Source organism: Mesocricetibacter intestinalis (assembly GCF_004363295.1).
Lineage (GTDB): Bacteria > Pseudomonadota > Gammaproteobacteria > Enterobacterales > Pasteurellaceae > Mesocricetibacter > Mesocricetibacter intestinalis.
This window is the reverse complement of record NZ_SNYQ01000006.1, coordinates 41,449-67,398: the sequence shown is the minus strand read 5'-3', so window position 1 is coordinate 67,398 and position 25,950 is coordinate 41,449. Positions and strand designations below refer to the sequence as shown.

20 protein-coding genes are annotated in these 25,950 nt (G+C 46.8%); 14 read left to right on the top strand and 6 right to left on the bottom strand.

The annotated features are described in order from the left end of the window. Positions 1-465 precede the first annotated feature (465 nt). From sucA to EDC45_RS07810, 5 genes are all read left to right on the top strand, one after another. Positions 466-3,264, top strand: coding sequence for a 2-oxoglutarate dehydrogenase E1 component (gene sucA / locus EDC45_RS07830; protein WP_133545172.1), 2,799 nt, complete (start codon positions 466-468; stop codon positions 3,262-3,264). Between the two features lie 21 nt (positions 3,265-3,285). Further along, on the top strand, positions 3,286-4,521 hold the full coding sequence (gene odhB, locus EDC45_RS07825; protein ID WP_424960666.1) for a 2-oxoglutarate dehydrogenase complex dihydrolipoyllysine-residue succinyltransferase: 1,236 nt from the start codon (positions 3,286-3,288) through the stop codon (positions 4,519-4,521). Between the two features lie 70 nt (positions 4,522-4,591). Next, the gene (gene sucC / locus EDC45_RS07820) at positions 4,592-5,755 is read left to right on the top strand and encodes an ADP-forming succinate--CoA ligase subunit beta (RefSeq protein ID WP_133545168.1); all 1,164 of its coding nucleotides are present in this window, start codon (positions 4,592-4,594) and stop codon (positions 5,753-5,755) included. Positions 5,756-5,757: 2 nt separating this feature from the next. Then, on the top strand, positions 5,758-6,627 hold the full coding sequence (gene sucD, locus EDC45_RS07815) for a succinate--CoA ligase subunit alpha (RefSeq protein WP_133545166.1): 870 nt from the start codon (positions 5,758-5,760) through the stop codon (positions 6,625-6,627). Between the two features lie 163 nt (positions 6,628-6,790). Next, entirely contained in the window at positions 6,791-7,732 is a 942-nt protein-coding gene (locus EDC45_RS07810) for a bile acid:sodium symporter family protein (RefSeq protein ID WP_133545164.1), read from the top strand. 100 nt (positions 7,733-7,832) lie between these two features. Here the strand turns inward: EDC45_RS07810 and EDC45_RS07805 are convergent, their stop codons facing one another. The 4 genes from EDC45_RS07805 to EDC45_RS07790 are packed head-to-tail and all read right to left on the bottom strand — an operon-like array spanning position 7,833 to position 10,725. Beyond that, a complete protein-coding gene (locus tag EDC45_RS07805) occupies positions 7,833-8,495 on the bottom strand; it encodes an NAD(P)H-dependent oxidoreductase (RefSeq protein WP_133545162.1) in 663 nt (220 codons plus the stop codon). A gap of 57 nt (positions 8,496-8,552) precedes the next feature. Further along, on the bottom strand, positions 8,553-9,542 hold the full coding sequence (hemH, locus tag EDC45_RS07800; protein WP_133545160.1) for a ferrochelatase: 990 nt from the start codon (positions 9,540-9,542) through the stop codon (positions 8,553-8,555). After that, positions 9,532-9,954, bottom strand: coding sequence for a hotdog fold thioesterase (locus EDC45_RS07795; RefSeq protein ID WP_133545158.1), 423 nt, complete (start codon positions 9,952-9,954; stop codon positions 9,532-9,534). The genes hemH and EDC45_RS07795 overlap by 11 nt, the downstream gene beginning before the upstream one ends. 12 nt (positions 9,955-9,966) lie before the next feature. Further along, a complete protein-coding gene (locus EDC45_RS07790; RefSeq protein ID WP_133545156.1) occupies positions 9,967-10,725 on the bottom strand; it encodes a TOBE domain-containing protein in 759 nt (252 codons plus the stop codon). A gap of 124 nt (positions 10,726-10,849) precedes the next feature. On the opposite strand from EDC45_RS07790, the gene modA reads away from it, so the two are divergent. From modA to modC, 3 genes are all read left to right on the top strand, one after another. Beyond that, positions 10,850-11,614, top strand: a complete 765-nt coding sequence (gene modA / locus EDC45_RS07785; protein ID WP_133545154.1) for a molybdate ABC transporter substrate-binding protein — start codon at positions 10,850-10,852, stop codon at positions 11,612-11,614. A gap of 129 nt (positions 11,615-11,743) precedes the next feature. Further along, on the top strand, positions 11,744-12,472 hold the full coding sequence (modB, locus tag EDC45_RS07780) for a molybdate ABC transporter permease subunit (RefSeq protein ID WP_133545152.1): 729 nt from the start codon (positions 11,744-11,746) through the stop codon (positions 12,470-12,472). Next, positions 12,459-13,514, top strand: coding sequence for a molybdenum ABC transporter ATP-binding protein ModC (gene modC / locus EDC45_RS07775; protein WP_133545150.1), 1,056 nt, complete (start codon positions 12,459-12,461; stop codon positions 13,512-13,514). The genes modB and modC overlap by 14 nt, the downstream gene beginning before the upstream one ends. 28 nt (positions 13,515-13,542) lie before the next feature. On the opposite strand, the gene tehB is transcribed toward modC, so the two are convergent. Continuing rightward, the gene (tehB, locus tag EDC45_RS07770) at positions 13,543-14,403 is read right to left on the bottom strand and encodes an SAM-dependent methyltransferase TehB (RefSeq protein WP_133545148.1); all 861 of its coding nucleotides are present in this window, start codon (positions 14,401-14,403) and stop codon (positions 13,543-13,545) included. Positions 14,404-14,790: 387 nt separating this feature from the next. On the opposite strand from tehB, the gene EDC45_RS07765 reads away from it, so the two are divergent. The 5 genes from EDC45_RS07765 to EDC45_RS07745 all read left to right on the top strand — a co-directional run bounded on the left by EDC45_RS07765 (position 14,791) and on the right by EDC45_RS07745 (position 23,126). Then, a complete protein-coding gene (locus EDC45_RS07765) occupies positions 14,791-15,852 on the top strand; it encodes a porin (RefSeq protein WP_481822770.1) in 1,062 nt (353 codons plus the stop codon). A gap of 467 nt (positions 15,853-16,319) precedes the next feature. Next, positions 16,320-18,980 (top strand): pyruvate dehydrogenase (acetyl-transferring), homodimeric type, encoded by a 2,661-nt coding sequence (gene aceE, locus EDC45_RS07760; RefSeq protein ID WP_133545146.1) that lies wholly within the window; start codon positions 16,320-16,322, stop codon positions 18,978-18,980. Between the two features lie 18 nt (positions 18,981-18,998). Continuing rightward, the gene (gene aceF / locus EDC45_RS07755) at positions 18,999-20,885 is read left to right on the top strand and encodes a pyruvate dehydrogenase complex dihydrolipoyllysine-residue acetyltransferase (RefSeq protein ID WP_133545144.1); all 1,887 of its coding nucleotides are present in this window, start codon (positions 18,999-19,001) and stop codon (positions 20,883-20,885) included. Between the two features lie 58 nt (positions 20,886-20,943). Beyond that, positions 20,944-22,368: a dihydrolipoyl dehydrogenase gene (gene lpdA / locus EDC45_RS07750; RefSeq protein WP_133545143.1), complete on the top strand. Its 1,425-nt coding sequence runs from the start codon at positions 20,944-20,946 to the stop codon at positions 22,366-22,368. Between the two features lie 230 nt (positions 22,369-22,598). Next, positions 22,599-23,126 (top strand): NlpC/P60 family protein, encoded by a 528-nt coding sequence (locus tag EDC45_RS07745; RefSeq protein ID WP_133545252.1) that lies wholly within the window; start codon positions 22,599-22,601, stop codon positions 23,124-23,126. 322 nt (positions 23,127-23,448) lie between these two features. Here EDC45_RS07745 and sfsA read toward each other — a convergent pair whose 3' ends face one another. Continuing rightward, positions 23,449-24,165 carry a DNA/RNA nuclease SfsA gene (sfsA, locus tag EDC45_RS07740; RefSeq protein ID WP_133545141.1) on the bottom strand — a complete coding sequence of 239 codons (717 nt, stop codon included), beginning with the start codon at positions 24,163-24,165 and terminating at the stop codon, positions 23,449-23,451. 242 nt (positions 24,166-24,407) lie between these two features. On the opposite strand from sfsA, the gene pntA reads away from it, so the two are divergent. Beyond that, a complete protein-coding gene (gene pntA, locus EDC45_RS07735; RefSeq protein WP_133545139.1) occupies positions 24,408-25,940 on the top strand; it encodes a Re/Si-specific NAD(P)(+) transhydrogenase subunit alpha in 1,533 nt (510 codons plus the stop codon). Positions 25,941-25,950 lie beyond the last annotated feature (10 nt).

Here is a 25,950-nt window from a genome sequence, read left to right as displayed (position 1 = left end):
TTATTTAATTTTTAAGTTAACCGCTTTCCTTCCTTAGAATCCGGAAGAGGAACAGCGGTATTAGGGTTATAGCGTTATGCCGTATTGCGTTTGTTTTTGTTGTAATAAGTTTTCAATATAATAATATTCTTTTTACTTGTCATTCGAAAAAAATAAAAAAAATTTAACCTTCTATCTAGCAAAGAATTGCTCCGTATAACGTAAGCCTCAGTAGTTTTAACAATCCGGCAGTTTGTTTTACATCGGCTCAGATTAGCATAGCGGAACTCTAATAAAAAAACAGCCACAAAAAATGTGAGTCAGATCAAAGAAACGGGAAAATGTTATATTTTTGTTAATTAATATAATGAAAAATACGGGTTAAGGCGTTATGTTAGAAAAGAAAGTTCTAACGGCATAGAACAAGATTATTTGTTATTTCCCATGTATAATGGCAAAAATAACAGGCACAACGAGGTACTTTTTATGCAACAAAATAGTCCGTTCGACCAATGGTTATCAACTACGGCTTTCGGTGCTGCAAGCCAGTCTTATATTGAAGAGCTCTATGAACAATATCTGCATGATCCGAACAGCATTGACGAAAGTTGGCGTAAAACCTTCGATTCTTTTCCCAAAACCACAGTTCCTGAACAATCCCATTCCTCCGTTCGTGATTATTTTAAACGTTTAGCCCGAGATAATTCCCAAAATGGTATCGGCGTGATCGATCCCAATGTCAGCGCACGTTTGGTTAAATTGCTGCAATGGGTTAACGGCCACCGTAATCGCGGGCATTTAGACGCAGATCTCGACCCTTTGAAACTCTGGGAACGAATGCCTTCTCCGACCTTAAGCTATAAATTCTACGGTTTTAGCGATGCGGATTTGGACGAAGAATTTGATATCGGCGGTTATGTATATGATAAAGAACGGATTTCCTTAAGAGAATTAGCCGATGGGTTAAAAAATACCTATTGCGGTACCATCGGGCTCGAATTTATGCATGTCAACGATTTGCAGGCTCGCACCTGGCTGCAACGGAAGCTGGAAAATCTGTTAAATAAACCGCTGTTTAATCAAGATGAAAAAATGACCTTTTTGCGCGAACTGACAGCCGCCGACGGACTGGAACGTTATTTAGGCGCAAAATTCCCGGGAGCCAAGCGTTTTTCACTGGAGGGCAGCGATGCCTTTATTCCGTTAATGAAAGAAATTATCCGACACGGAGCCAGAAACGGGGTGAAAGAAATCGTGATGGGCATGGCTCATCGCGGGCGTCTGAATATGCTGGTGAATGTGCTGGGTAAAAAACCGGCGGAATTATTCGATGAATTTGCCGGCAAACACCAGGGCGACGGAACCGGTGATGTGAAATATCATCAGGGCTTCTCTTCCGATTTTATGACCGATGCGGGTATTGTGCATCTGGCGCTGGCTTTTAACCCTTCCCATTTGGAAATTGTCAGTCCGGTCGTTATAGGCTCGGTAAGAGCCAGACAGCGCAAGCTTGGAGATGAAGCGGGAGGCAGCGTTTTAGCGATCACGGTTCACGGCGATTCGGCAGTGGCGGGACAGGGGGTCGTACAGGAAACCCTGAATATGTCTGCCACTCGCGGTTACAGCGTTGGCGGCACTATTAGAGTGGTGATCAATAATCAAATCGGATTCACCACATCTAACACCAAGGATACCCGTTCTACCGAGTATTGCACCGATATTGCCAAAATGATCGAGGCGCCGGTGATTCATGTTAACGGCGACGATCCCGAAGCCGTGGCCTATGCCGCCCGAATGGCGGTGGAATTTCGCACGCTATTTAAGCGCGATATTTTTATTGATCTGGTTTCTTATCGCCGCCACGGTCATAACGAGGCGGACGAACCTCTGGCAACGCAGCCCGTTATGTATCGCCTGATCCGTCAGCATCCGACGCCGCGCAAAGTATATGCGGATCGTCTGATTGGTGAAGGCGTGCTTACGGAAAATGATGCTATAGAGTTGACCAATAGCTATCGCGACGCTCTGGATCGCGGCGAATGCGTCGTCCCCGAATGGCGTGAAATGGATATGTCGGCGGTGGATTGGGGAAAATATCTTACCCGCGAATGGACGGAATATGAAAGTCGCTTTGATGCGGAAAGATTTAAAGAACTGGCGCATAAGGTATGTGAATATCCGGCGGATCACCCGATTCATGCCCGGGTGGAAAAAATTTACGCCGATCGCCGTCTGATGGCGGAGGGCGAAAAATTATTTGACTGGGGTATGGCGGAAACCATGGCCTATGCCACCTTATTGGACGACGGTCATCATATTCGCCTTTCCGGCGAAGATTCCGGGCGCGGTACCTTTTTCCACCGTCATGCGGTTTTACATAATATGAATGAACGTAAAGCCTATATTCCGTTGGCAAATCTGCATAAACATCAGGGGCATTTTGAAGTTTGGGATTCCGTGCTGACGGAAGAAGCGGTGCTGGCTTTTGAATACGGCTATGCGACGACCGCACCTAAAACCCTGACCATCTGGGAAGCGCAGTTCGGCGATTTTGCCAATGGCGCCCAGGTGGTAATCGACCAGTTTATCAGCTCCGGCGAGCAGAAATGGGGCAGAATGTGCGGATTGGTGCTTTTATTACCGCACGGCTATGAAGGGCAGGGGCCGGAACATTCGTCGGCGCGTCTGGAACGTTATTTACAGCTCTGCGCTCAGCAAAATATGCAGGTTTGCGTGCCTTCCACACCGGCTCAGATTTATCATTTACTGCGACGTCAGATGTTGCGTCAGATTCGCCGCCCTTTAATTGTTATCGCACCGAAATCCTTATTGCGCCATCCGTTGGCCGTTTCCAGCGCGGAAGAGTTGATTAACGGAAAATTCCGCAACGTTATCGGCGAAATCGATCCTATTGATCCGAAAGGCGTAAAACGCGTGGTATTTTGCGCCGGTAAAGTTTATTACGATTTACTTGAACGTCGCCGCGAGAATCAACAGGCGGACGTAGCCATTATTCGTATCGAACAATTGTATCCTTATCCTCATGAGGAAGTGCGGTCGATTTTAGCGGAGTTTTCGCATGTAACCGATTATGTTTGGTGCCAAGAAGAACCGCTTAACCAAGGCGCCTGGTATTGCAGCCGACATAATTTCGGCGCAGATATTCCGCCGCAGGCGACGCTGCGCTATGTGGGACGCCCGGCCTCCGCTTCACCGGCGGTAGGATATATGTCGCTGCATAACGAACAACAACGCGCTTTAGTAACAGAAGCCTTAGCCGTTTAACGAAATAATAAAGAAAGGAAAATGATTATGAGCAGCTTTGAAATTATCACGCCGGATTTGCCTGAGTCCGTTGCCGATGCGACCGTAGTGAAATGGCACAAACAGACGGGAGAAAGGGTTAAACGTGATGAGATCCTCGTTGAAATCGAAACGGATAAAGTGGTACTGGAAGTTCCCGCCATTGATGATGGAATATTGGAAACCATTCTTCAGCCCGAAGGCGCAACAGTGGTCGGTAAACAGTTATTAGGTAAAGTGGCAGCTGTAGGCGCTGCGGAACAAACCACCAAAGAAGTGCCGAAACAGGAACTGACCCCGGCGGATCGCTACCAGGCCAGTCTGACTCAGGATAAGGTTAATGATAATTTAAGCCCGGCCATTCGTCGTTTGCTCGGCGAACATGAACTGAATGCGGAAGATATTCAGGGCAGCGGTGTCGGCGGTCGTATTACCCGTGAAGATATCGAGCGGGTAATCGCTGCGAATAACGCTCGGGTGCAGCATCCGAGCGCTAGCCAAAGCGGGGGGAACAAACAGGGCACATCGGTTCCAACAGGACGCGAGGAAAAACGCGTACCTATGACACGTTTGCGTAAACGTATCGCCGAGCGTTTGCTGGAAGCGAAAAACAGTACGGCGATGCTGACTACTTTTAATGAAGTGGATATGCAGCCGATAATGCAGCTACGCAAAACCTATGCGGAAAAATTTGAAAAACAGCATGATACCCGACTGGGCTTTATGTCCTTTTATGTTAAGGCGGTAACGGAAGCGCTGAAACGTTATCCGGAGGTGAATGCCTCTATTGACGGCGAGGATATTATTTATCACGGCTATTTTGATATCAGCATTGCGGTGTCGACGCCGCGCGGGCTGGTAACCCCGGTATTACGCAATTGCGATAAACTCAGCATGGCCGATATTGAGAAAGAAATTAAACGCCTGGCGGAAAAAGGACGGGACGGCAAACTGACGGTTGAAGATTTAACCGGCGGAAATTTCACCATTACCAACGGCGGCGTATTCGGCTCCCTAATGTCAACCCCTATTATCAATCCGCCGCAAAGTGCGATTCTAGGCATGCACGCAATTAAGGAACGTCCTGTTGCGGTTGACGGGCAGGTGGTGATTCGCCCGATGATGTATCTGGCGCTTTCCTATGATCACCGTTTAATTGACGGCAGAGAAAGCGTGGGCTTTCTGGTAACGGTTAAAGAGTTACTGGAAGATCCTACAAGGCTGTTACTGGAAATCTAAGGGCTGCCGGCGGCGGATTTTCTCCAAGCGCTTTTCTTTTCCCGGGCAATTAATTATGAAAGGATATTAAATGAATTTACACGAATATCAGGCCAAGCAGATCTTTGCCGACTACGGTCTGCCGGTCAGTCGCGGAATTGTTTGTCGCAGTGCGGATGAAGCCGAAGAGGCGACGACAAAGCTAAAGGGCGAGCTATGGGTGGCAAAATGTCAGGTACATGCGGGCGGACGCGGTAAAGCGGGCGGGGTCAAAGCGGTTAGCAGTGGGCAGGAAGCTCGCGCCTTTGCTGAAAAATGGTTGGGTAAATCTTTGATAACCTTTCAGAGCGATGCCAAAGGCCAGCCGGTAAATGCGATTTATATTGAAGAAAGCGCGCAGATTGAGCGGGAATTATATTTAGGTGCGGTATTGGATCGGAGTCTGCAGCGCATCGTATTTATGGCTTCTTCTGCGGGCGGAATGAATATCGAAGAGGTTGCCCGTACTCAACCGCATCTGATCCACAAGGAAATTATCGATCCGCTGTCCGGCGCTATGCCTTATCAGGGACGGGAGTTCGCTTTCAAACTAGGCTTGGAAGGAAACCAGATCCGCCAATTTACCGAACTCTTTACCCGTCTGGGAAATTTATTTGTAGATAAAGATTTAAGTTTGCTGGAAGTAAATCCTCTGGTGATTACCAAACAGGGAAATTTACTTTGTTTGGATGCCAAAATGGTCGTGGATTCCAACGCATTGTATCGCCAACCGGAATTAAAGGCGATGCGCGATTCAAGCCAGGAAGATGCGCGTGAAGCCGAAGCGGAAAAATGGGATCTCAACTATGTGGCATTAGAGGGTAATATCGGTTGCATGGTAAATGGTGCCGGCTTGGCCATGGGAACTATGGACATGGTGAAGTTGTACGGCGGTAAACCGGCTAATTTTCTGGATGTCGGTGGCGGTACGACGAAAGAGCGGGTGGCAGAGGCGTTTAAAATTATCCTTTCCGATCCGGCGGTTAAGGCGATTTTGGTTAATATCTTCGGTGGCATCGTACGTTGTGATCTGATTGCCGAGGGAATTATTGCGGCGGTTGATGAAATCGGGATTCACGTCCCGGTGGTGGTGCGCTTGGAAGGGAATAACGCACAAAACGGCCGTCGGATTCTGGCTCAAAGCGGATTAAATATTATTGCGGCGGATAGTTTGACCGAGGCTGCGGTTCGGGTCGTAGAGGCGGCGGGGAAATAGTTATGGCGATTTTAATTGATAAAAACACCAAGGTCATCTGCCAAGGGTTTACCGGCGGACAGGGTACTTTTCACAGCGAACAGGCATTACAATACGGTACTCAATTGGTGGGAGGGGTTTCTCCGGGAAAGGGCGGCAGCCTGCATTTGGGGTTACCTGTATTCAATACGGTGCGTGAGGCTGTTGCCGAAACAGGTGCCACGGCCACGGTAATCTATGTTCCCGCCCCCTTCTGTAAAGATGCGATTCTGGAAGCCATCAATGCGGGATTGGCGTTAATCGTGTGCATTACCGAAGGAATTCCTGCACTGGATATGCTGGAGGTTAAGCAGAAGTTAAATCAGAGCGATTCCGTACTGATTGGCCCTAATTGTCCGGGCATTATCACTCCCGAAGAATGTAAAATCGGGATAATGCCCGGTGCTATTCATAGAAAAGGGCGCATCGGTATTGTTTCCCGTTCCGGTACCCTGACCTATGAAGCCGTAAAACAGACCAGCGACGAGGGATTCGGGCAATCCACCTGTGTCGGTATTGGCGGTGATCCTATTCCGGGGTCGAGTTTTATCGATATTTTGGCGCGCTTCGAGCAGGACGATGAAACCGATGCTATTGTGATGATCGGCGAAATCGGCGGTAGTGCGGAAGAAGAAGCGGCGGAGTTTATTCGGACCAAGATAAGCAAACCCGTTGTCGCTTATATTGCCGGCAGCAGTGCGCCGCCGGGCAAACGTATGGGACATGCGGGGGCTATTATCAGCGGCGGAAAAGGTTCGGCGAATGAAAAAATAAGCGCTTTACAGGCCGCCGGCGTAACCACGGTGAAAAGTCTGGCAGATATAGGTACGGCTTTAAGAAGCTTGCTCGCCTAAAGTGCGGTCGAAATTCTTAAGATTTTTTGTTATTGCCGTCGGGTGTTGCGATGCCCGACGGTTTTTTTATGCTTCAAAGGCGCTGTTCAGCCTTGTTTCAATATTTATCGGAATAAAAATCTATGCTATGTTTAACTTCTTTTTAACCTAAAGGAAGCAAAATATGCAAACATTATTAAAATTTACCAACTTTATGAGTAAGACCTTCGCCCTGTGGGTATTGCTCTTCGCCGCCCTGGCTTTTCTGTTTCCCGCTTATTTTTCCGGCTTGTTAGCTTATGTCCCTTATTTGCTGGGGATTGTCATGTTCGGTATGGGAATCACCCTGACCTTTCAGGATTTTAGTGAAGTATTTAAGCGCCCGAAATCCGTTATTATCGGTGTTATCGGGCAGTTTCTGATTATGCCCGGTATTGCTTTTGCTCTGGCAAAAGGGTTTAACTTACCGTCGGAGCTGGCGGTAGGGGTCATTCTGGTGGGCTCCTGTCCGGGCGGGACTTCTTCTAATGTAATGACCTATCTGGCAAAAGGAAATACCGCACTTTCCGTGGCCTGTACCACTATTTCCACGCTGTTATCGCCTTTTTTTACTCCGGCGATCTTTTATGTTCTGGCCAGCCACTGGATTGATATTGATGCGGGGAAAATGTTTATGTCGGTGTTGGAAATGGTTCTGTTCCCGATTTTCCTCGGACTGGTGGTACGCGCCTTGTTTAAGAAAAAAGTGGCGGAAATCAGTCAGACGATGCCGTTATTGTCGGTGATCGCTATCGTATTGATTTTGGCGGCGGTGGTTGCAGTCAGTAAAGACAGAATTCTCGACTCGGGTTTACTGATTTTTATGGTTGTGGTTTTACATAACTGCTGCGGTTATCTGCTTGGATTCGGGTTGGCGAAACTGTTTAAACTGAATAATGCGGACAGTAAAGCGGTATCCATAGAGGTGGGAATGCAGAATTCCGGCTTAGGGGCGGCATTGGCTTCGGCTCATTTTAACCCGATTGCCGCCGTTCCCAGTGCGGTATTCAGCTTTTGGCACAATGTTTCCGGGCCGATTCTGGCGAATATTTTTTCTAATCTGAAGAATAAGGACGAAGAAGCTTAATTCTGAGGTTGTGAGTGCTTATATTAACGGGGCGCCCGAACGGGCGCCCTGTTTTTTTCTATCCTTAGGGATAGGTTTATAATCTTGCCGTAGCAGCGAATTACTCAACCCAGCTGACGATTTCTTCCAGCGGCTTGCGATATTTACTTTTGATCGGTTTAGCTCGGTAGCCGAAGGTAACCATGACGGATACACCGTATTCCTTAGGATCAAAAACGCCGGCATCTGCCAGTATCAGGTTCACCTGTTCATAGTCAAAACCTTCGATAGGACAGGAGTCGATCCCAATGAGTGCGGCACCAGTCATCATATTGGCCAGGGCAATATAAGTTTGTTTGCTGCACCAGTCGAACAGGCTGCGTTCGCTTTCCAACACTTTCATATCATTGGTTTGGAAGGACTGATATTTGGCAATGGCTTTCTCCATCTGTTCCTCATTCAGTCCGCGTTTTTCCAGGGCGGTACGGAAAAATTCCGAATCATAGCGGGCATTCTTTTTAGCCAGAATGACGACCAGATGGCTGGCGTCTTCCACCTGGGTTGCCATTCCCCAGCTGACAGGTTTAAGTTTACGGCGCAATTCCTGATTTTGAATAACAACGAATTTCCAAGGTTCGGAACCGACGGAACTCGGGGAAAGGCGGGCAAGTTCTAAAATATAGGCGAAATCTTCCGCGCTGACTTTTTTATCCGGATCATAGGCGCGGGTTGCGCTACGGTGCTTAAAGGCTTCCAGAACCTGTTGTTTACTGATATTAAACATAGTTTTCTCCTTGCTTAAGGTTGGATAGTCTTGAGTTTTACTAATAGGCCGTCGCTGTTATTGAATAGCCTCATGTCGGCATATTTTCTGCATAATTAATTCGGCCATCATTTGTATATGGATTTCTTCCGCGTTTAAGGCCGGAATGTAGCGGTATGTATCGCCGCCGCAGGCAAGAAAGCGTTGCCGGTTTTCCTGTGCGATTTCCTCCAGGGTTTCCAAGCAGTCCGCGGCGAAGCCGGGACAGATGAGGGCGATGTTTTTAATTCCCCGGGCGGGAGCCTGCCGTAAGAACTCATCGGTATAGGGTTGCAGCCAGCTTTCTTTACCGAATCTTGACTGAAATGTTAGTCCCCATTGATGTTCATTTAGTTTCAGATGGGCGGCAACGGCGGCGGCGGTTTGGCGGCAATGCTCGGGATAATAATCGCCCTCCTGAACATAGCGCAAAGGAATACCGTGAAAAGAAAAGAGTAAATATTCCTCTTGTTGCCGATTTTTTCGGATTGTTTCCGCCAAGGCGGCAATATAATGTCGGTTAAGATGATAAGAATGAATAAATTCAAAAGGCGGAATATGCCGTTGCTGTTTCAGTGCGCGGGCAAAAGCGTCGAAAACCGAAGCGGTGGTCGTACTGCTATATTGAGGATAAAGGGGCAGCACGATAATTTGTTGTACCTGTTTGCGGATCAGATTGCGTACCGCATCTGAAATGCCGGGAGTACCATAGGTCATACCCAGCTCGACTTCGGCATCTATTCCCTGTTTGTGCAGATAATCTCGTAAGGCCGACTGCTGCTCCCGGCTAATCGCCAGCAGAGGAGAGCCTTGTTCCGTCCAAATGCTGCGGTAATTTTCGGCGACATGCTTGGCACGGCGCGGCAGAATAATGGCTCTGAGTATCGGCTGCCATTTCCAGGCAGGTAGATCGATAACACGAGGATCGCTGAGAAACTGGGCAAGATAGCGACGAATCGACGCCGCTTCGGGTTGCTCCGGGGTGCCTAAATTTGCCAGGATAATCCCGGTTTTACGACTATTTATCATGGATAACACTCAGGGTTAAACGGGAACTGCAACAGAGCTTTTGTTCCGAGTTGCGAATATCAATTTGCCAAACCTGCATACTTTTACCTAAGCGAATCGGGGTGGCGCGGGCGGTAACATAACCGGAACTTACCGGGCGGAGATGGCTGGCGTTTATTTCCGTACCCACTACGGCTTGTCCTTCATCGACGCAGCAATAGCCGGCCAGGGAGGCGACGGTTTCGGCCAAAGCGGCGGAAATGCCGCCGTGTAAAAAGCCCATGGGTTGAAGGGTGCGCCGGTCAACGGGCATTTCGGCTTCCAGCCAGTCATCGCCTTTAGCGCTAAATTTAATTCCCAGATGAGCTATGGCGCAATTCTGCCCGATAAGATTCAGTTGATCGAGGCTATAATTTTTTTTCCAAATAGGCATATTTTTACCGCTTTATAGGGTGGCTAAAATAATTTGAGCGGGATCGATGCTCAGCCAGTATGTTTCACCGCATTTAATTTCTTCGGCTTTTCCCGCCAGCGCGCAGAAAGTCAGGTTTTCCGCCGGTTGCAACATGATTTCCCGGCCTTCTTCCATATCCGATACGGCACTGACTACCGCCTGAAAACGGTTGTGCGCATTGTGCGGCATATGTTGATGTATTTTAACCCAAGGGGCTTTGAACATCAGCATGACTTCTTTACCGCAAGCTAATTGTAAGCGCTGCGCACTTTTTTGAGTTATCAACACCCGCATCGGTTCAGTTAAGCCATCGATCAGAATTTCCACCGGGCAACGGCCTCCTTCCTCCGGTAGACGGCTGACCTTACCGAAAAACTGGTTGCGGGCGCTACTTTGCAGTGAAAAACGCGCAGTGGCGGAAAGCGCGTTATTCAGCGCAATATTTTCGTCTTGCAGAACCCGGAAGGCTTTTTCCTGTGTCAGCTCCAGCAAATCATAGAGTTGTAATAGACGTTGTGCATAGGCGGTAAGTACGGTACCGCCGGCATTACGTTCCAGTAGCGGTTTCGGGCTGATTTTGTTCATTGCCTCCAGATTATCCCAAGCGCTTTTATAACTGACCTTAGCATTTTTGGCCGCCCGGTTGATTGAACCGCAGCGATTAATCTCTTTCAGCAGAAGGATTCGTTTAGGATCAACGAACAGGGTCCGGTGCAGCTTAATGGTGAGTAAAATTTCTGTTTGCAGCATGGTTTTCCCCCTGTTTTCCATGTGGCCTCATTTTAATGGAAAGTTTAATTTTAATGTAGCTTTTATTTCAGGAAAGGTTATATAATTCGTTACATATGTTGTTAATTATATAGCGAGGTCTATAATGTTAAAATTCAAAAAACTGATAACTGCTATAGCTGCCGGCGCAATGTTGGTTTCCCTATCCCTTCAGGCAAAGGTTACCGTATTTGCCGCTGCTTCCATGACTAATGCGCTGCAGGAAGTGGCTGCCGCATATAAGAAAGTTAATCCAGAGGAAGAAATCGTATTTTCCTTTGCCTCTTCCTCGGTACTTGCCCGTCAGATTAGCGAAGGCGCCCCGGCGGATATTTTTGTTTCCGCCGATCAGAAGTGGATGAATTATCTGGCCGAGAAGCAATGGATTATTGCAGACAGTCGCTCCGATTTAGTTGGTAATCGCTTGGTAATGATTGCGCCGAAAAGCAGTAAAATCACGGCGCTGGATCTAACCGATGAGATATGGCAAAGGGAGCTAAAAAGTTCTTTTCTGGCGGTGGGGGATCCTGAACATGTGCCGGCGGGTATCTATGCGAAAAGCGCATTTATCTATTTAAACCAATGGTCGGCACTGGAAAATAAATTAGCCCGAACCGATAACGTACGCAAGAGCCTACTGCTTGTGGAAAAGGGAGAGGCTCCCTTAGGGGTGGTTTATGCCACGGATGCCGCAGTCAGTTCGAATGTGAAAGTGGTTGCGGTTTTTCCGCCGGAATCCCATGCGCCGGTGGAATATCCGGTTGCCTTGGTGAAGGCGCATGATAATGCGGAAAGCCGGGCCTTTCTAAATTATATGAAATCCGCCGCGGCAAAAGAAATTTATGCCAAGTTCGGCTTCTCGGCGAAATAAAAAGAGCGGTCATTTTTTTTAAAGTTTTTTTATAATTTTGCAGCCTGAACGGGACGGATGTTTATTTTTCCCGCAGATAGGCGAAAATCCTCGGCATTATAAATATTAGGAATTCGGATAAGTAACCTTATGTTAGCTTCATTAGTTGAATATTTTCGCTTATCAGCATCGGAAATTAACGCCGTATTACTTAGTATTAAGGTAGCGTTAGTGGCGATGTCGGTCAGTTTGCCCTTTGCCGTTTTGGTCGCCTGGTTACTGGCACGCAAAAATTTTCGCGGCAAATCCCTGCTGGACGGTATTGTACATCTTCCCCTGGTATTGCCGCCGGTGGTGATCGGCTACTTATTATTGATCATTATGGGACGCAACGGCGCTATCGGCAAATATTTGCTGCAATGGTTTGATTTCAGTTTCGGTTTCAGCTGGTACGGTGCGGCGCTCGCTTCCGCTATTGTGGCCTTTCCCTTGGTCGTGCGCGCTATTCGTTTGGCGCTGGAAAGTGTCGATTTCAAGTTGGAGCAGGCGGCGAGAACGCTGGGCGCCTCTCCGGTTCGGGTATTTTTCACCATTACTTTGCCGCTGTCGTTGCCGGGGATTTTAGCCGGGGTGATTTTGGGATTTGCCCGTTCTCTCGGCGAGTTCGGTTCGACGATTACCTTCGTTTCCAATATTCCGAATGTTACCCAGACCATTCCCTTGGCCATGTATAGCTTTATCGAAACGCCCAATGCGGAAAGCGCGGCGGCGCGCTTGTGTTTGATTGCAATTCTGATTTCATTGGTTTCATTATTGCTGTCCGAATGGCTGGCAAAATATACGCAGAAAAAACTGGGGCAGCGCGATGTTAGAGATTAAGCTTAAAAAGCAACTCGGTCAATTAGGGTTAAGCGTCGATTTAAAGATTCCCGGCAAGGGAATTACCGGGCTGTTCGGGTTATCCGGTTCCGGTAAGTCTTCATTGATTAATCTGGTTGGCGGACTGATTCGTCCTGATGAAGGATTCATTCGCTTAAACGGACGTACTTTGGTGGATAGGGCGCAGAAAATCTGGTTGCCGCCAAATTTACGCCGTATGGGTTATGTATTTCAGGATGCGCGTTTATTTCCCCATTACAATGTGCAGGGTAATTTAGGCTACGGCATAAAAAAATTTCAGCGGGCGGAATTCGAGCATATTGTGGAACTGTTAGGCATAGGCCATTTACTGAAGCGCTATCCGCAGACCCTGTCCGGCGGTGAAAAGCAGCGGGTGGCTATCGGACGGGCTTTACTGACCAATCCGGAAATGTTGCTAATGGACGAGCCGCTTTCCGCTTTGGATTTACCGCGCAAAAGAGAATTACTGAGCTATCTGGATAAATTATCGGAGCAGATCAATATTCCGATTTTATATGTAACCCACAGTCTGGACGAACTGTTCCGGTTGGCGGAGCGGGTTGTACTGCTGGATAATGGTAAGGTAAAAGCTTTTGATAGCTTGGAGAATCTGTGGCAGGGCGAGTTACTTGCACCTTGGAAAACCCAAAGTGAGCAAAGTGCGGTACTTTCGTTACCTATTTCAACTCAAAATATTGCTTACAAAATGACCGCTCTTCAGCTCGGTACGCAGCCGCTTTGGGTAAAAGCGGTGCCGGGCGAAATCGGTCAAAAAGTACGTATTCGGATTTATAGCTCCGATGTGTCCATTGCGCTGAATATTGCTGAAAAAACCAGTATTCGTAATATTCTGAGCGGGATAATCAGCGAGATTAAGGCATTTGAGGATCATAGCGAGATTGAAATCCGTATCGGCGAACAGAAAATTTGGGCCAGTGTGAGCCGATGGTCCTGCGAAGAGTTGGGGTTGCAAAGGGGGCAACAGATTTATGCACAAATTAAGGCGGTATCGGTACTTTAAGCGGGGCGGCCCTGCGCCCCAGAGCGGGTTATTTTTTCCGTGCCAGCATAGTAACGAATTTCATTCGGATACGATTGCCCTTTTCATCGGTTTTATGTAATTCACCCATTTCTTCATTATATTTAATCAGCTCCCAATCTCGGTAATATTCTTTCAGCTCATTTTGTTTGAAGGTAAAAGAAAAGGCCAGAGGGCAGGGAACATCCTCGGTAGACATGGCGGCGACGATTAAATTATAGCCGCCTGAATTGGTATGGGCCTGCATATTTTCGATAATGGCCGGTACCGCCTGCGGGTTCAGGAACATAAAGACCACGGTGGACAGGATAAAATCGTAATTCTCGCGGATATCGGCCCGGTTAATATCATAAAGAGCGGTTTGAATTTTCAGATTTTCCTTTTGCGCCGTATCGGATAGAAAAGCGATGCTGTTAGCATTATGATCCCAGGAAGTAACCTCATAGCCCGCCAAGCTTAAATACAGGGAATTGCGTCCCTGTCCGCAGCCCAAATCAAGCACCTTACAAGGCGCAATCAGGGTTGCGGCTTGCTTCACTTCCGAGTGAGTGGGGGTCATATTATATTTTTTACTGAAATAATCTTCTTTCCGGCAATAGAATTCGAGATAGCATGCCAGATCTTCACTCAGGGGTTCCACCTTATGCCAGCACTGGGGTTCGACAAAGGGCGTTTCTTGTTTTGCATCAAAAATATGCTCGGACAGAATATTTCCTTCTTCATCTAAGCGGTAGAATTTTAATTTACCTTGCAGCAGGGTGATTTTCGCCCAGGTACCGATTTTGGTATTGTGCTTTTCCTGAAACATTTGCGGCAGGCTGTCTTTATGCCAGACCGGCATTCTCTTATAGCAGATCAGTTGATTTTCCATCGGGGCTTCCTTTTCGGCAGGGACTAAAATAGTTGAGAGTAATAGTAGGGTATTTGTCGATAAGATGCAATAACAAACTGCCTTGCATCGGGCTTTTAATAACCCTAAGAAATATAGGAAGGATTCTTGTATAAATTTTTATTCTATCAATAGATGCTACATGCGGCATTTTGTATAAAGTTCAATCAAAAGAGGAATAAAGAGCGATTTATCTAAAAATTGTGATCTGGATCACTAAAATTCCTGAGGGGGAACGGAGTTCCCTTATTGACGGGCGTCTGTTTCTTTGGCAAGATTAAGCTCGCTTAGAGGGCGGAGTTTGACATTCTCAGTTTAAGAAAGTTCAGACTTTATAAAATAAACAAAATTCTGAAACAAGGAATTATCATGATGAAAAAGACATTAGTAGCACTAGCAGTTGCAGCTATGGCGGCAACTTCAGCAAACGCAGCGGTCGTATATGAACAGGACGGCGCTAAAGTTGAATTAAGCGGTTCTTTCCGTGCCTATTTAGGTAAAATGGGTAACGATCAGCGCGGCGATTTAGTTAACGACGGTTCTCGTGTTTATATTAAAGCCAGTCAGGATTTAGGTAACGGTTTATCCGCTTTCGCCGGTTATCAGTTACGTTTTGAAGATAAAGACAATACTAAAACAAATAAAGAAGCTACTGCAAACAGTAAGTTCGGTAGCCCTACAACCCGTGAATTATATGCTGGTATCGCTCATCAGGATATCGGTAAATTAAGCTTCGGTCGTCATACAACCAACGCCGATGATATCGTACAGGATGCTGCATACTACGGTAGTGGCGATTTAAATCCGTTAACTACTCGCAGTGATAAATCCGTGAAATTCCGTTCTGCCGAATGGAACGGCTTCAGCTTCGGTTTAGATTATCTGTTCGGTGATTCAGACAGAGAAGTTAATGATAAAGCTAACTATAAAAACGGTTATGCGGTAACTGCATTCTATAACTATGATATCGATCAGGATCAGAAATTAAACTTTGGCGCAGTATTCAGCCAGGATAGATATGATGCAATCGGTACCAGCGAATCAGCATTTAAAAAGACCGTTTGGGTCGGACATGTTGGTTATAACTACGGTCCGTTCGATTTAGGCTTAAGCTACGGTCAGTACAAAGACAAATATGAAGAACGTTTCAGCAATGAGCCTACAGTAAAAGGCCGTTATTCTTTAGTTGATGTGGGCTACCGTGTAATTGAACCTTCACGTCTATACGGTCAGTGGGAACGTTTAGATGCTAAGAAAGACGGTACTGACGGTCGTGATGTAACTAACCGTTATATTGCCGGTATCGACTATAAATTACATAAAAACGTTGTAACCTATGTTCAATACACACATCAGCGCGATAAATTTGCAGATGGCGCCGAAACTGAAAAAGATAATGTTTACGGTGTAGGTTTACGCGTATTCTTCTAATTTCCTATGTTTAGGTAATTTAATAAAGCCGTTCTTTGAACGGCTTTTTTTAGTGGCGGAAAAGCTTGAACAATGGTTAACCTCGCTAAGGCGGATTCGGTCGTATGCCTAATAAATGCCGGGTAAAAGCAAGGGATTTTATTGAGTTGACCATTTAAAATAGGACGCCTTGGGATTACAATATTTGCAGCGCATAAAAGTGCGGTTGTTTTTCCGAAAGTTTTACTAAGCAAAGATTGATCTGGATCGGTTTTTTTAGTTTAAAAAATAGACTATTGGCTGTGTTTGTTCAGAATTTACTATCTTTGCTTCAAAAAATCTAATAAAATTTGTACAATTTGTTAAAAATATGTGAATGATTATTTTGAAACATTCAGCATTATTTTAAACCTGTTTATCAACTGTTCGGTGTTTAATTTTGTTATCGAGGTTAAACGTAATTTATTAACTTATAAAAGGAAAAGATTATGTCAAAAATGGTTCATGACGTAGATCCAATTGAAACCAATGATTGGCTGGCGGCGATTGATTCTGTCATCCGCGAGGAAGGGGTAGAAAGAGCGCAGTTTATTATTGAAGAATTAATGCAGCATGCGCGCGCCAATGCGGTTTCATTGCCTAGCGGTAGCAAAACCGACTACATCAATACAATTCCGACTTCGGAAGAACCTAATTATCCCGGTAATCTTGATTTAGAGCGCCGTATTCGCGGTGCGATTCGTTGGAATGCCATTATGATGGTGTTACGCGCCTCCAAAAAAGATTTGGAGCTGGGTGGTCATATGTCATCTTATCAGTCTTCGGCGACAATTTACGAAGTCTGTTTTAACCATTTATTTAAAGCCCGTACCGAAAAGAACGGCGGCGATTTAGTTTTCTTCCAGGGACATATTTCTCCGGGAATCTATGCTCGTGCTTTCCTTGAAGGTCGTTTAAGCGAAGAACAGTTGGATAATTTCCGTCAAGAAGTGCATGGTAAAGGCCTGTCTTCTTATCCACACCCTAAATTAATGCCTGAATTCTGGCAGTTCCCGACCGTATCTATGGGATTAGGTCCGATTAATGCCATTTATCAGGCGCGTTTCCTGAAATATTTACATAACCGCGGATTGAAAGATACGGCGGATCAAACCGTTTATGCTTTCTTGGGCGACGGTGAAATGGACGAAGTGGAATCCCGCGGTGCGATTTCTTTTGCCGCTCGTGAGAAACTGGACAACCTGGTATTTGTAATTAACTGTAACTTGCAACGTTTGGACGGCCCGGTTACCGGTAATGGTAAGATTATTCAGGAATTAGAAGGCCTGTTTAACGGTGCCGGTTGGGAAGTTATCAAAGTTATTTGGGGTCGTCGTTGGGATCGCCTGTTACAGCGCGATACTTCAGGCAAACTTCTGCAGTTAATGATGGAAGTAGTAGACGGCGACTATCAGACCTTCAAATCAAAAGACGGCGCTTATGTGCGCGAACATTTCTTCGGCCGTTATCCGGAGACTGCCGCATTAGTCGCTGAAATGACCGATGATGAAATCTGGGCCTTAAACCGCGGCGGTCATGATCCGCTGAAAGTCTTCGCCGCTTTCAATAAAGCGAAACAGGTGAAGGATAAACCGGTGGTATTATTGCTTAAAACCATTAAAGGTTATGGTATGGGCGATTCCGCAGAAGGTAAGAATATCGCTCACCAGGTTAAGAAAATGGATATGTCGGGCGTTAAACACGTACGTGATCGCTTTAATATCGAAGTTTCCGATGCGGATATCGAAAAACTGCCTTATGTGAAATTTGCCGAAGGTTCCGAAGAGTATAAATATTTACACGAACGTCGTCAGGCCCTAAACGGTTACTTGCCGACTCGTTCGCCGCGTTTCTCTCAGAACTTTGAAGTACCGGCCTTAGAGGAATTCGCTCAGTTGTTTGAAGCGCAGTCCCGTCCGATTTCAACCACTATGGCTTTTGTACGTTCATTGAACGTGCTGTTAAAAGATAAATCCGTGGGTAAACATATTGTGCCTATTATTGCGGATGAAGCCCGTACTTTCGGTATGGAAGGTTTATTCCGTCAAATTGGTATCTATAACCCGCACGGCCAGAACTATACTCCGCAGGATCGCGAACAGGTGGCTTATTATCGTGAAGCCAGCGACGGTCAGGTATTGCAGGAAGGTATTAACGAATTAGGGGCGACCTCTTCATGGTTAGCGGCGGCCACCTCTTATTCAACCAACGATGTGCCTATGATTCCGTTCTTTGTTTACTATTCGATGTTCGGCTTCCAGCGCGTCGGCGATTTAATGTGGGCGGCAGGCGACCAGCGTGCGCGCGGTTTTATGATCGGCGGAACCTCAGGTCGTACGACTCTGAACGGTGAAGGGTTACAGCATGAAGACGGCCACAGCCATATTCAGTCTTTAACCATTCCGAACTGTATTTCTTATGATCCGGCCTTTGCCTTTGAGGTACCTGTAATTATTCAGGACGGTGTACGTCGTATGTACGGTCCGGAACAGGAAGATGTGTATTACTACATCACCACATTAAACGAAACCTATGAACAGCCGGCAATGCCGAAAGGTGCCGAAGAAGGTATCCGTAAAGGTATCTATAAATTCGAAACCGTTACCGGTCAGGGTAAAGCTAAAGTTCAGTTAATGGGCTCAGGTGCGATTTTACGTCATGTGCGTGAAGCGGCGAAAATCTTAGCCGACGAATACGGCGTAACTTCCGATGTTTATAGCGTTACTTCATTTACCGAATTGGCTCGCGAAGGCGCGGACGCGGAACGTTATAACTTCTTGCACCCTAATGCGGAGGCTCGCGTATCTTATATCGCTCAGGTAATGAACGATGCGCCTGCAATTGCCGCAACGGATTATATGAAACTGTTCGCTGATCAGGTGCGTGCTTATATTCCTGCACAAAGCTATCGCGTATTAGGTACCGACGGTTTCGGTCGTTCCGACAGCCGTGATAATTTACGCGAACACTTTGAAGTTAATGCGCATTATGTAGTTGTTGCAGCGTTAACCGAGTTAGTGAAACAAGGTTCTGTTGATAAGCAAGCGGTTGCCGATGCAATTGCAAAATACGGCATTAACGCAGATAAAATTAATCCGCTCTACGCATAATTAACGGGGAAATCAATAATGTCAAAACAAATTCAAATTCCGGATATCGGCGGTGATGAAGTAACGGTAACCGAAGTGATGGTTAAGGTCGGCGATACTCTAGCAGTCGATCAAAGCGTAATCAATGTTGAGGGTGATAAAGCCTCAATGGAAGTTCCGGCACCGGAAGCCGGCGTGGTGAAAGAAGTATTGGTGAAAGTCGGAGATAAAGTATCCACAGGTTCTCCGATGCTGGTACTTGAGTCCGCAGACAGCGCTTCTGCCGCACCGGCAGAAGCGCCGGTCGCCGCTGCAGCGGCACCAAGTGCGGTCAGTTTAAGCGATGTTTTTGTACCTGATATCGGCGGCGATGAAGTTAATGTAACCGAAATTATGGTGAATATCGGTGATAAGGTTGAAGCGGAACAATCGCTGATTACCGTTGAAGGCGATAAAGCTTCGATGGAGGTTCCGGCACCTTTTGCAGGTACGGTGAAAGAAATTCTGATTAAATCCGGCGATAAAGTTTCTACCGGTTCCTTGATTATGAAATTCGAAGTTGCGGGTACCGCCGGCGCCGAAACACAGCCGGCGGCACAGGCTGCCGCAGCACCGTCCGCCGCAGCGCAAAGTGCGGTTCAAGATGTTAATGTTCCCGATATCGGTGGCGATGAAGTTAATGTAACCGAAATCATGGTGAAGGTTGGCGATACGATTGCCGAAGAACAATCATTAATTACCGTAGAAGGGGATAAGGCTTCTATGGAAGTTCCGGCGCCTTTTGCGGGAACCGTAAAAGAAATTCTGATTAAATCCGGTGATAAAGTTTCCACAGGTTCACTGATTATGCGGTTTGAAGTGGCGGGAGCCGCGCCTGCACCATCTGCACCTGCAACCGCTCAGCAGCCTTCTGCTGCACCGGCAGCTGCAGCCCCTGCAGCCGCTGCAACCGCCTCGGCAAGTCAGAACGAAGTAACTGCAAGCGCCACATTTGCTCATGCGACTCCGGTAGTACGTCGTTTGGCGCGTGAATTCGGCGTTAACTTGGATAAGGTTAAGGGAACCGGACGCAAAGGTCGTATTCTGAAAGAAGACGTTCAGGCCTATGTTAAGGCGGCGATTAAAGCGGTGGAAAGCGGTAATGTTGCGCCGGCGGCGGCCGGTGCGGCAAATGGCGCAGGATTAGGTCTGTTGCCGTGGCCGAAAGTGGATTTCAGCAAGTTTGGTGAAACGGAAGAAGTGGAATTGGGTCGTATCCAGAAAATTTCCGGCGCTAACTTGCATCGTAACTGGGTGATGATTCCACATGTTACCCAATGGGATAAAGCGGATATTACCAATCTGGAAGCCTTCCGTAAGGAACAGAATCAGTTGGCGGAAAAACAGAAACTGGATGTAAAAATCACTCCATTGGTATTTATTATGAAAGCGGCGGCAAAAGCGCTCGAAGCTTATCCTCGCTTTAACAGCTCTCTGTCTGAAGACGGTCAGCGTCTGACCCTGAAAAAATACGTTAATATCGGTGTGGCGGTAGATACGCCGAACGGTTTAGTGGTACCTGTATTCAGAGATGTGAATAAGAAAGGTATTATCGAGCTTTCCCGCGAATTGGCGGAAATTTCGAAAAAAGCCCGTGCCGGCAAACTTACGGCTTCCGATATGCAGGGCGGCTGCTTTACGATTTCCAGCCTTGGCGGTATCGGCGGAACCCATTTTACGCCTATCGTAAATGCGCCTGAAGTGGCTATTCTGGGGGTTTCCAAATCGGAAATGACTCCGGTATGGAACGGTAAAGAATTTACCCCTCGTCTGATGCTTCCGTTGTCATTGTCCTATGACCACCGTGTTATCGACGGCGCCGACGGTGCGAGATTTATTACCTTTATCAACGGTGTGTTAAGCGATTTACGTCGTTTAGTCATGTAATCCCAGATATGAGGGTATGCTTGAGAGCATAGCCTCATATCCTTAAAGAGAGGTTAGAATGAATAAAGAAATTAAAACGCAGGTTGTGGTACTGGGTGCCGGCCCTGCAGGATATTCGGCGGCATTCCGTTGTGCGGATTTGGGGCTGGATACGGTAATCGTAGAGCGTTATTCTACATTGGGCGGGGTTTGTTTGAACGTCGGCTGTATTCCGTCTAAGGCGTTATTGCACGTTGCTAAGGTTATCGAAGAAGCTAAAGCTTTGGCGCAGCACGGAATTGTATTCGGCGAACCAAGTACGGATGTGGATAAAATTCGCGCCTGGAAAGAAAAAGTTATTTCCCAGCTTACCGGCGGTTTGGCCGGTATGGCGAAACAGCGTAAAGTTCAGGTGGTTAACGGCTATGGTAAGTTTTCCGGCCCTAATACCCTAATTGTTGCCGGAGAAGAAGGCGAAATTACCATTAATTTTGACAATGCCATTATTGCGGCGGGTTCTCGTCCGATTCAGTTACCTTTTATTCCTCATGAAGATCCGCGGATCTGGGATTCTACGGATGCACTGGCATTGAAAGAAGTACCGAAAAAACTGCTTTTGATGGGCGGCGGTATTATCGGCCTGGAAATGGGAACGGTTTATCATGCGCTGGGTTCCGAAATCGATGTGGTGGAAATGTTCGATCAGGTTATTCCTGCCGCGGATAAAGATATTGTGGCCATTTATACCAAACGTATCGAGAAAAAATTCAATCTGTTGTTAGAAACTAAGGTTACTGCGGTAGAAGCCAAAGAAGACGGTGTTTATGTTTCTATGGAAGGCAAAGCGGCCAATGAAACCCGTCGTTATGATGCGGTACTGGTGGCCATCGGTCGTACTCCGAACGGCAAACTGATCGATGCTCATGTCGCCGGCGTGGAGGTAGATGAGCGCGGCTTTATCCATACCGATAAGCAAATGCGCACCAATGTTCCGCATATTTTCGCTATCGGCGATATTGTGGGACAGCCGATGCTGGCCCATAAAGGGGTTCATGAAGGCCATGTGGCAGCGGAAGTGATTGCGGGACAGAAACATTATTTCGATCCTAAAGTCATTCCGTCCATTGCTTATACCGAGCCTGAAGTGGCATGGGTCGGTAAAACCGAGAAAGAATGTAAGGCCGAAGGCATTAACTACGAAGTGGCTAAATTCCCTTGGGCGGCTTCCGGTCGCGCCATTGCTTCCGATTGTGCGGACGGTATGACGAAGCTGATTTTCGATAAGGATTCTCATCGTGTGATCGGCGGTGCAATCGTCGGTACCAACGGCGGCGAATTATTGGGTGAAATAGGTTTAGCCATCGAAATGGGCTGTGATGCGGAAGATTTGGCATTAACCATTCATGCGCATCCGACCTTACACGAATCTGTCGGTTTGGCCGCGGAAGTATTCGAAGGTTCGGTAACAGATTTACCGAATCCGAAGGCGAAAAAGAAAAAATAATTTTCCGATTTAGCGGATTTTACTAAGCTTAAGGGGCGATTGAATAATTTTCAATCGCCCCTTAATTTTACAATATAAAGAAAGGTTTTTAGGCGTATTTTTGTGAGTTTTCAAAAAATATGTGATTTTTATCACATAAAATACCTTTCTGTACAAATAAAATCTGGAAATTTATGGTTTTTTCCGTTAGGATAGTTCGGTTATTAATCTTGTATATAATTTAAACGATGATGTTGAAGAAAGTTTTTGTAATTGCGGGCGCCTTATTACTCGCCGCTTGTTCGAATTCTCCGAGGCATACGGACAATGCTTATAGCGAGAAAGATGAAGCCGGATTAACCAGTCTTATCGGCCAGATAAAAACCAATCAGCCCTATAACCTTAATCATAAAGCCTTGCCTTTCGGAACCAAAGCGCTGAATCAGGTGTACAGCCAATGGGCGGGAACCCGCTATCGTCTGGGTGGCACCAGCGCCAATGGGATTGATTGTTCCGCCTTTATGCAACAGACCTTTGCGGCCGCTTTCGGGGTAAGTTTACCGCGTTCCACCTCGGAACAGCGTTCTGTCGGTAAGGCTATCCGCCGTAGCGAATTAAAGCAGGGGGATTTGGTTTTCTTCCGGGCCAACAGACATGTGGGCGTATATATGGGAAATAACCAATTTATGCACGCCAGTACGAGAGACGGCGTAACCATCAGCTCCCTTGATGACGCTTATTGGGCGCGTAACTATACCCAGTCCCGCCGGGTTCTGTGATCAACGGAAAAGAGCGGTCGAAAATAATCTAGTTTTTTTATCCGATGCTTAACCCTTTGCCTTATGGCAAGGGGTTTTGTTTTTCAGCAAAAATAAGAAGAACGGAATAATGGAGAAAAAATAACGCTGCCGAAAATAAAAAAAGAAGCGTTCCTTTGTGGGGGAGGGAACGCTTAAAATGTTGGAGTGATTATCTATTATTGTTTGAATGGTTCACATGATAATTATTCTCAACTAGGCTGTCAATAGCTAAATAAAAATAATTCTCAATTAACTGGTCTGACATTTCTTTCAGATAAGAAAGCGCCGCATAAGCCCTTAGCTATAGGTTTAGCGCTACGCTGTGGGTGAGACTTAGCCCAATGGGTCTTTCCCCCTCGAATTCGAAACTTGCGGCATAGCTGTATACTTCAACTCCTGCCGCAATAGCTTGGCGCAGTAATTTATCGTAATCGGGATCAATATGTTGCGCCGTGGTAAAAGAATCGAAGCCGTTGTGCAGACCGGCAAAGAAAATTACCGCACGATGACCTTGTTTTTTCATTTCCATCAGTTCGCGCAGATGTTTCTGACCGCGGCTGGTAACCGCATCGGGAAACATTCCTTTATTTCCTTCCACCAGGGTAACGGATTTAACCTCCACATAGCAGTCGGGTAAGCCCGGTCCCTTAAGTAAAAAATCAATACGGCTGTTTTCCGCGCCGTATTTTACCTCGGGTAAGATTTCGTGGTATGCGGCTAATTCAGTAATGACTTTGTTGCGTAGAGCCTCTAGGGTCAACTGGTTGGAACGATGAGTATTGATACAAACCAGCCGTCCCTTTTCCAGCTGGGTTAATTCCCATGAACAGGGATATTTCCGGGTCGTGCTGTCCGAGCGGGAATACCAGATTCGGTCGCCCTCTTGTCCGCAACCGATCATAGCGCCGGTGTTGGCACAGTGCAGAGTGATAATTTCTCCCTCGGGCAGGCGGACATCGGCTAAAAAACGTTTATAGCGTTTCAGTAAAGTGGCGGACTCGAGTAAGGGGAATTGCATAAGGTACCTCTTGAAATGGTTATGGGAGTTTGCGGAGCATCGGGTTACTTTAGATGAAATTGATGTTCCGGGGAAATTAAATTTACCTGTTGCATTAATTGTTTCGGCAAATAAAAAATCTTTCCAATTTTATCCTGATTAGTGATACAGTTAAACGGGCTTGACTTTTTGTCATACTATAGGGGTCTGGCGGGGTAACCTATCGTTCAGACTGGTCAATCAACCAATTTTAAGGAAAGATTATGCTAATTGGTGTACCTAGAGAGCTGCTTGATAATGAAAGCCGCGTGGCGGCCACGCCGAAAACTGTACAACAAATTCTTAAACTCGGTTTTGAAGTCATTATCGAACATGATGCGGGATTCAAAGCCAGTTTTGAAGATGAGGCCTTTCAGCAGGCAGGTGCCCGGCTCGGTGATCAGAACGCCGTCTGGAATGCGGATATTATTTTCAAAGTTAATCCGCCGAACGATGAAGAAATCGCATTGATCAAAGAAGGGGCTACTTTGGTCAGTTTTATCTGGCCGGCTCAGCGTCCGGATTTAATGGAAAAGTTGTCCGCGAAGAAAATTAATGTGCTGGCGATGGATGCGGTACCGCGTATTTCCCGCGCTCAGGCCCTGGATGCGCTGAGTTCGATGGCAAATATTGCCGGTTACCGCGCTGTGGTGGAAGCGGCCCATGAATTCGGCAGTTTCTTTACCGGCCAGATTACCGCTGCGGGCAAGGTGCCGCCGGCTAAAGTATTGGTTATAGGTGCGGGTGTGGCCGGATTGGCGGCGATAGGTGCGGCTAACAGCTTGGGTGCCATTGTGCGTGCTTTTGACTCGCGTCCGGAAGTGAAGGAACAGGTTGAAAGTATGGGAGCCAGTTTCCTTGAAATTGATTTTAAAGAAGAAGGCGGCAGCGGCGACGGCTATGCGAAGGTGATGTCCGAGGAATTTAATCGCCGTGCTCTGGCCCTGTATGCGGAACAGGCGAAAGAGGTGGATATTATTATCACCACAGCATTGATTCCGGGGAAACCTGCGCCGCGTTTGATTACCAAAGAAATGGTGGAATCCATGAAAGCGGGGAGCGTCATTGTTGACCTGGCCGCGGCAACGGGAGGAAACTGCGAATTATCTAAGGCCGGTGAAGTGGTCGTAACCGATAATCAGGTGAAAATTATCGGTTATACGGATCTGCCGAGCCGTTTACCTACTCAGTCTTCACAGCTATACGGGACGAATTTGGTTAACCTGTTGAAATTACTTTGCAAAGAAAAAGACGGTAATATCAATATTGATTTTGATGACGTAGTGCTACGCGGGGTAACGGTTATTCGCGACGGAGAAATTACCTGGCCGGCACCGCCGATTCAGGTATCCGCCCAACCGCAGCAAAAAGCGACTGCGGCAGCCGTTGCGCCAAAAGAACAGAAAAAAGCGGATCCGCGCATTAAATACGGCGTTATGGCGCTGGTCGCAATACTCTTCCTGTGGCTGGCTTCCGTAGCGCCTTCCGCATTTCTTTCTCACTTTACCGTATTCGTACTGGCCTGTGTGGTCGGCTATTATGTGGTATGGAACGTCAGCCATGCTCTGCATACGCCGTTAATGTCCGTAACCAATGCTATTTCGGGTATTATTATTGTTGGTGCGGTGCTGCAGATTGCACAGGGCGGATTCTTTATCAGCATTTTGGCGTTTATCGCTATTTTAGTGGCAAGTATCAATATTTTCGGTGGCTTTAAAGTTACTCAGCGTATGCTTGCAATGTTTAGAAAAGGTTAAGGAGAAAACG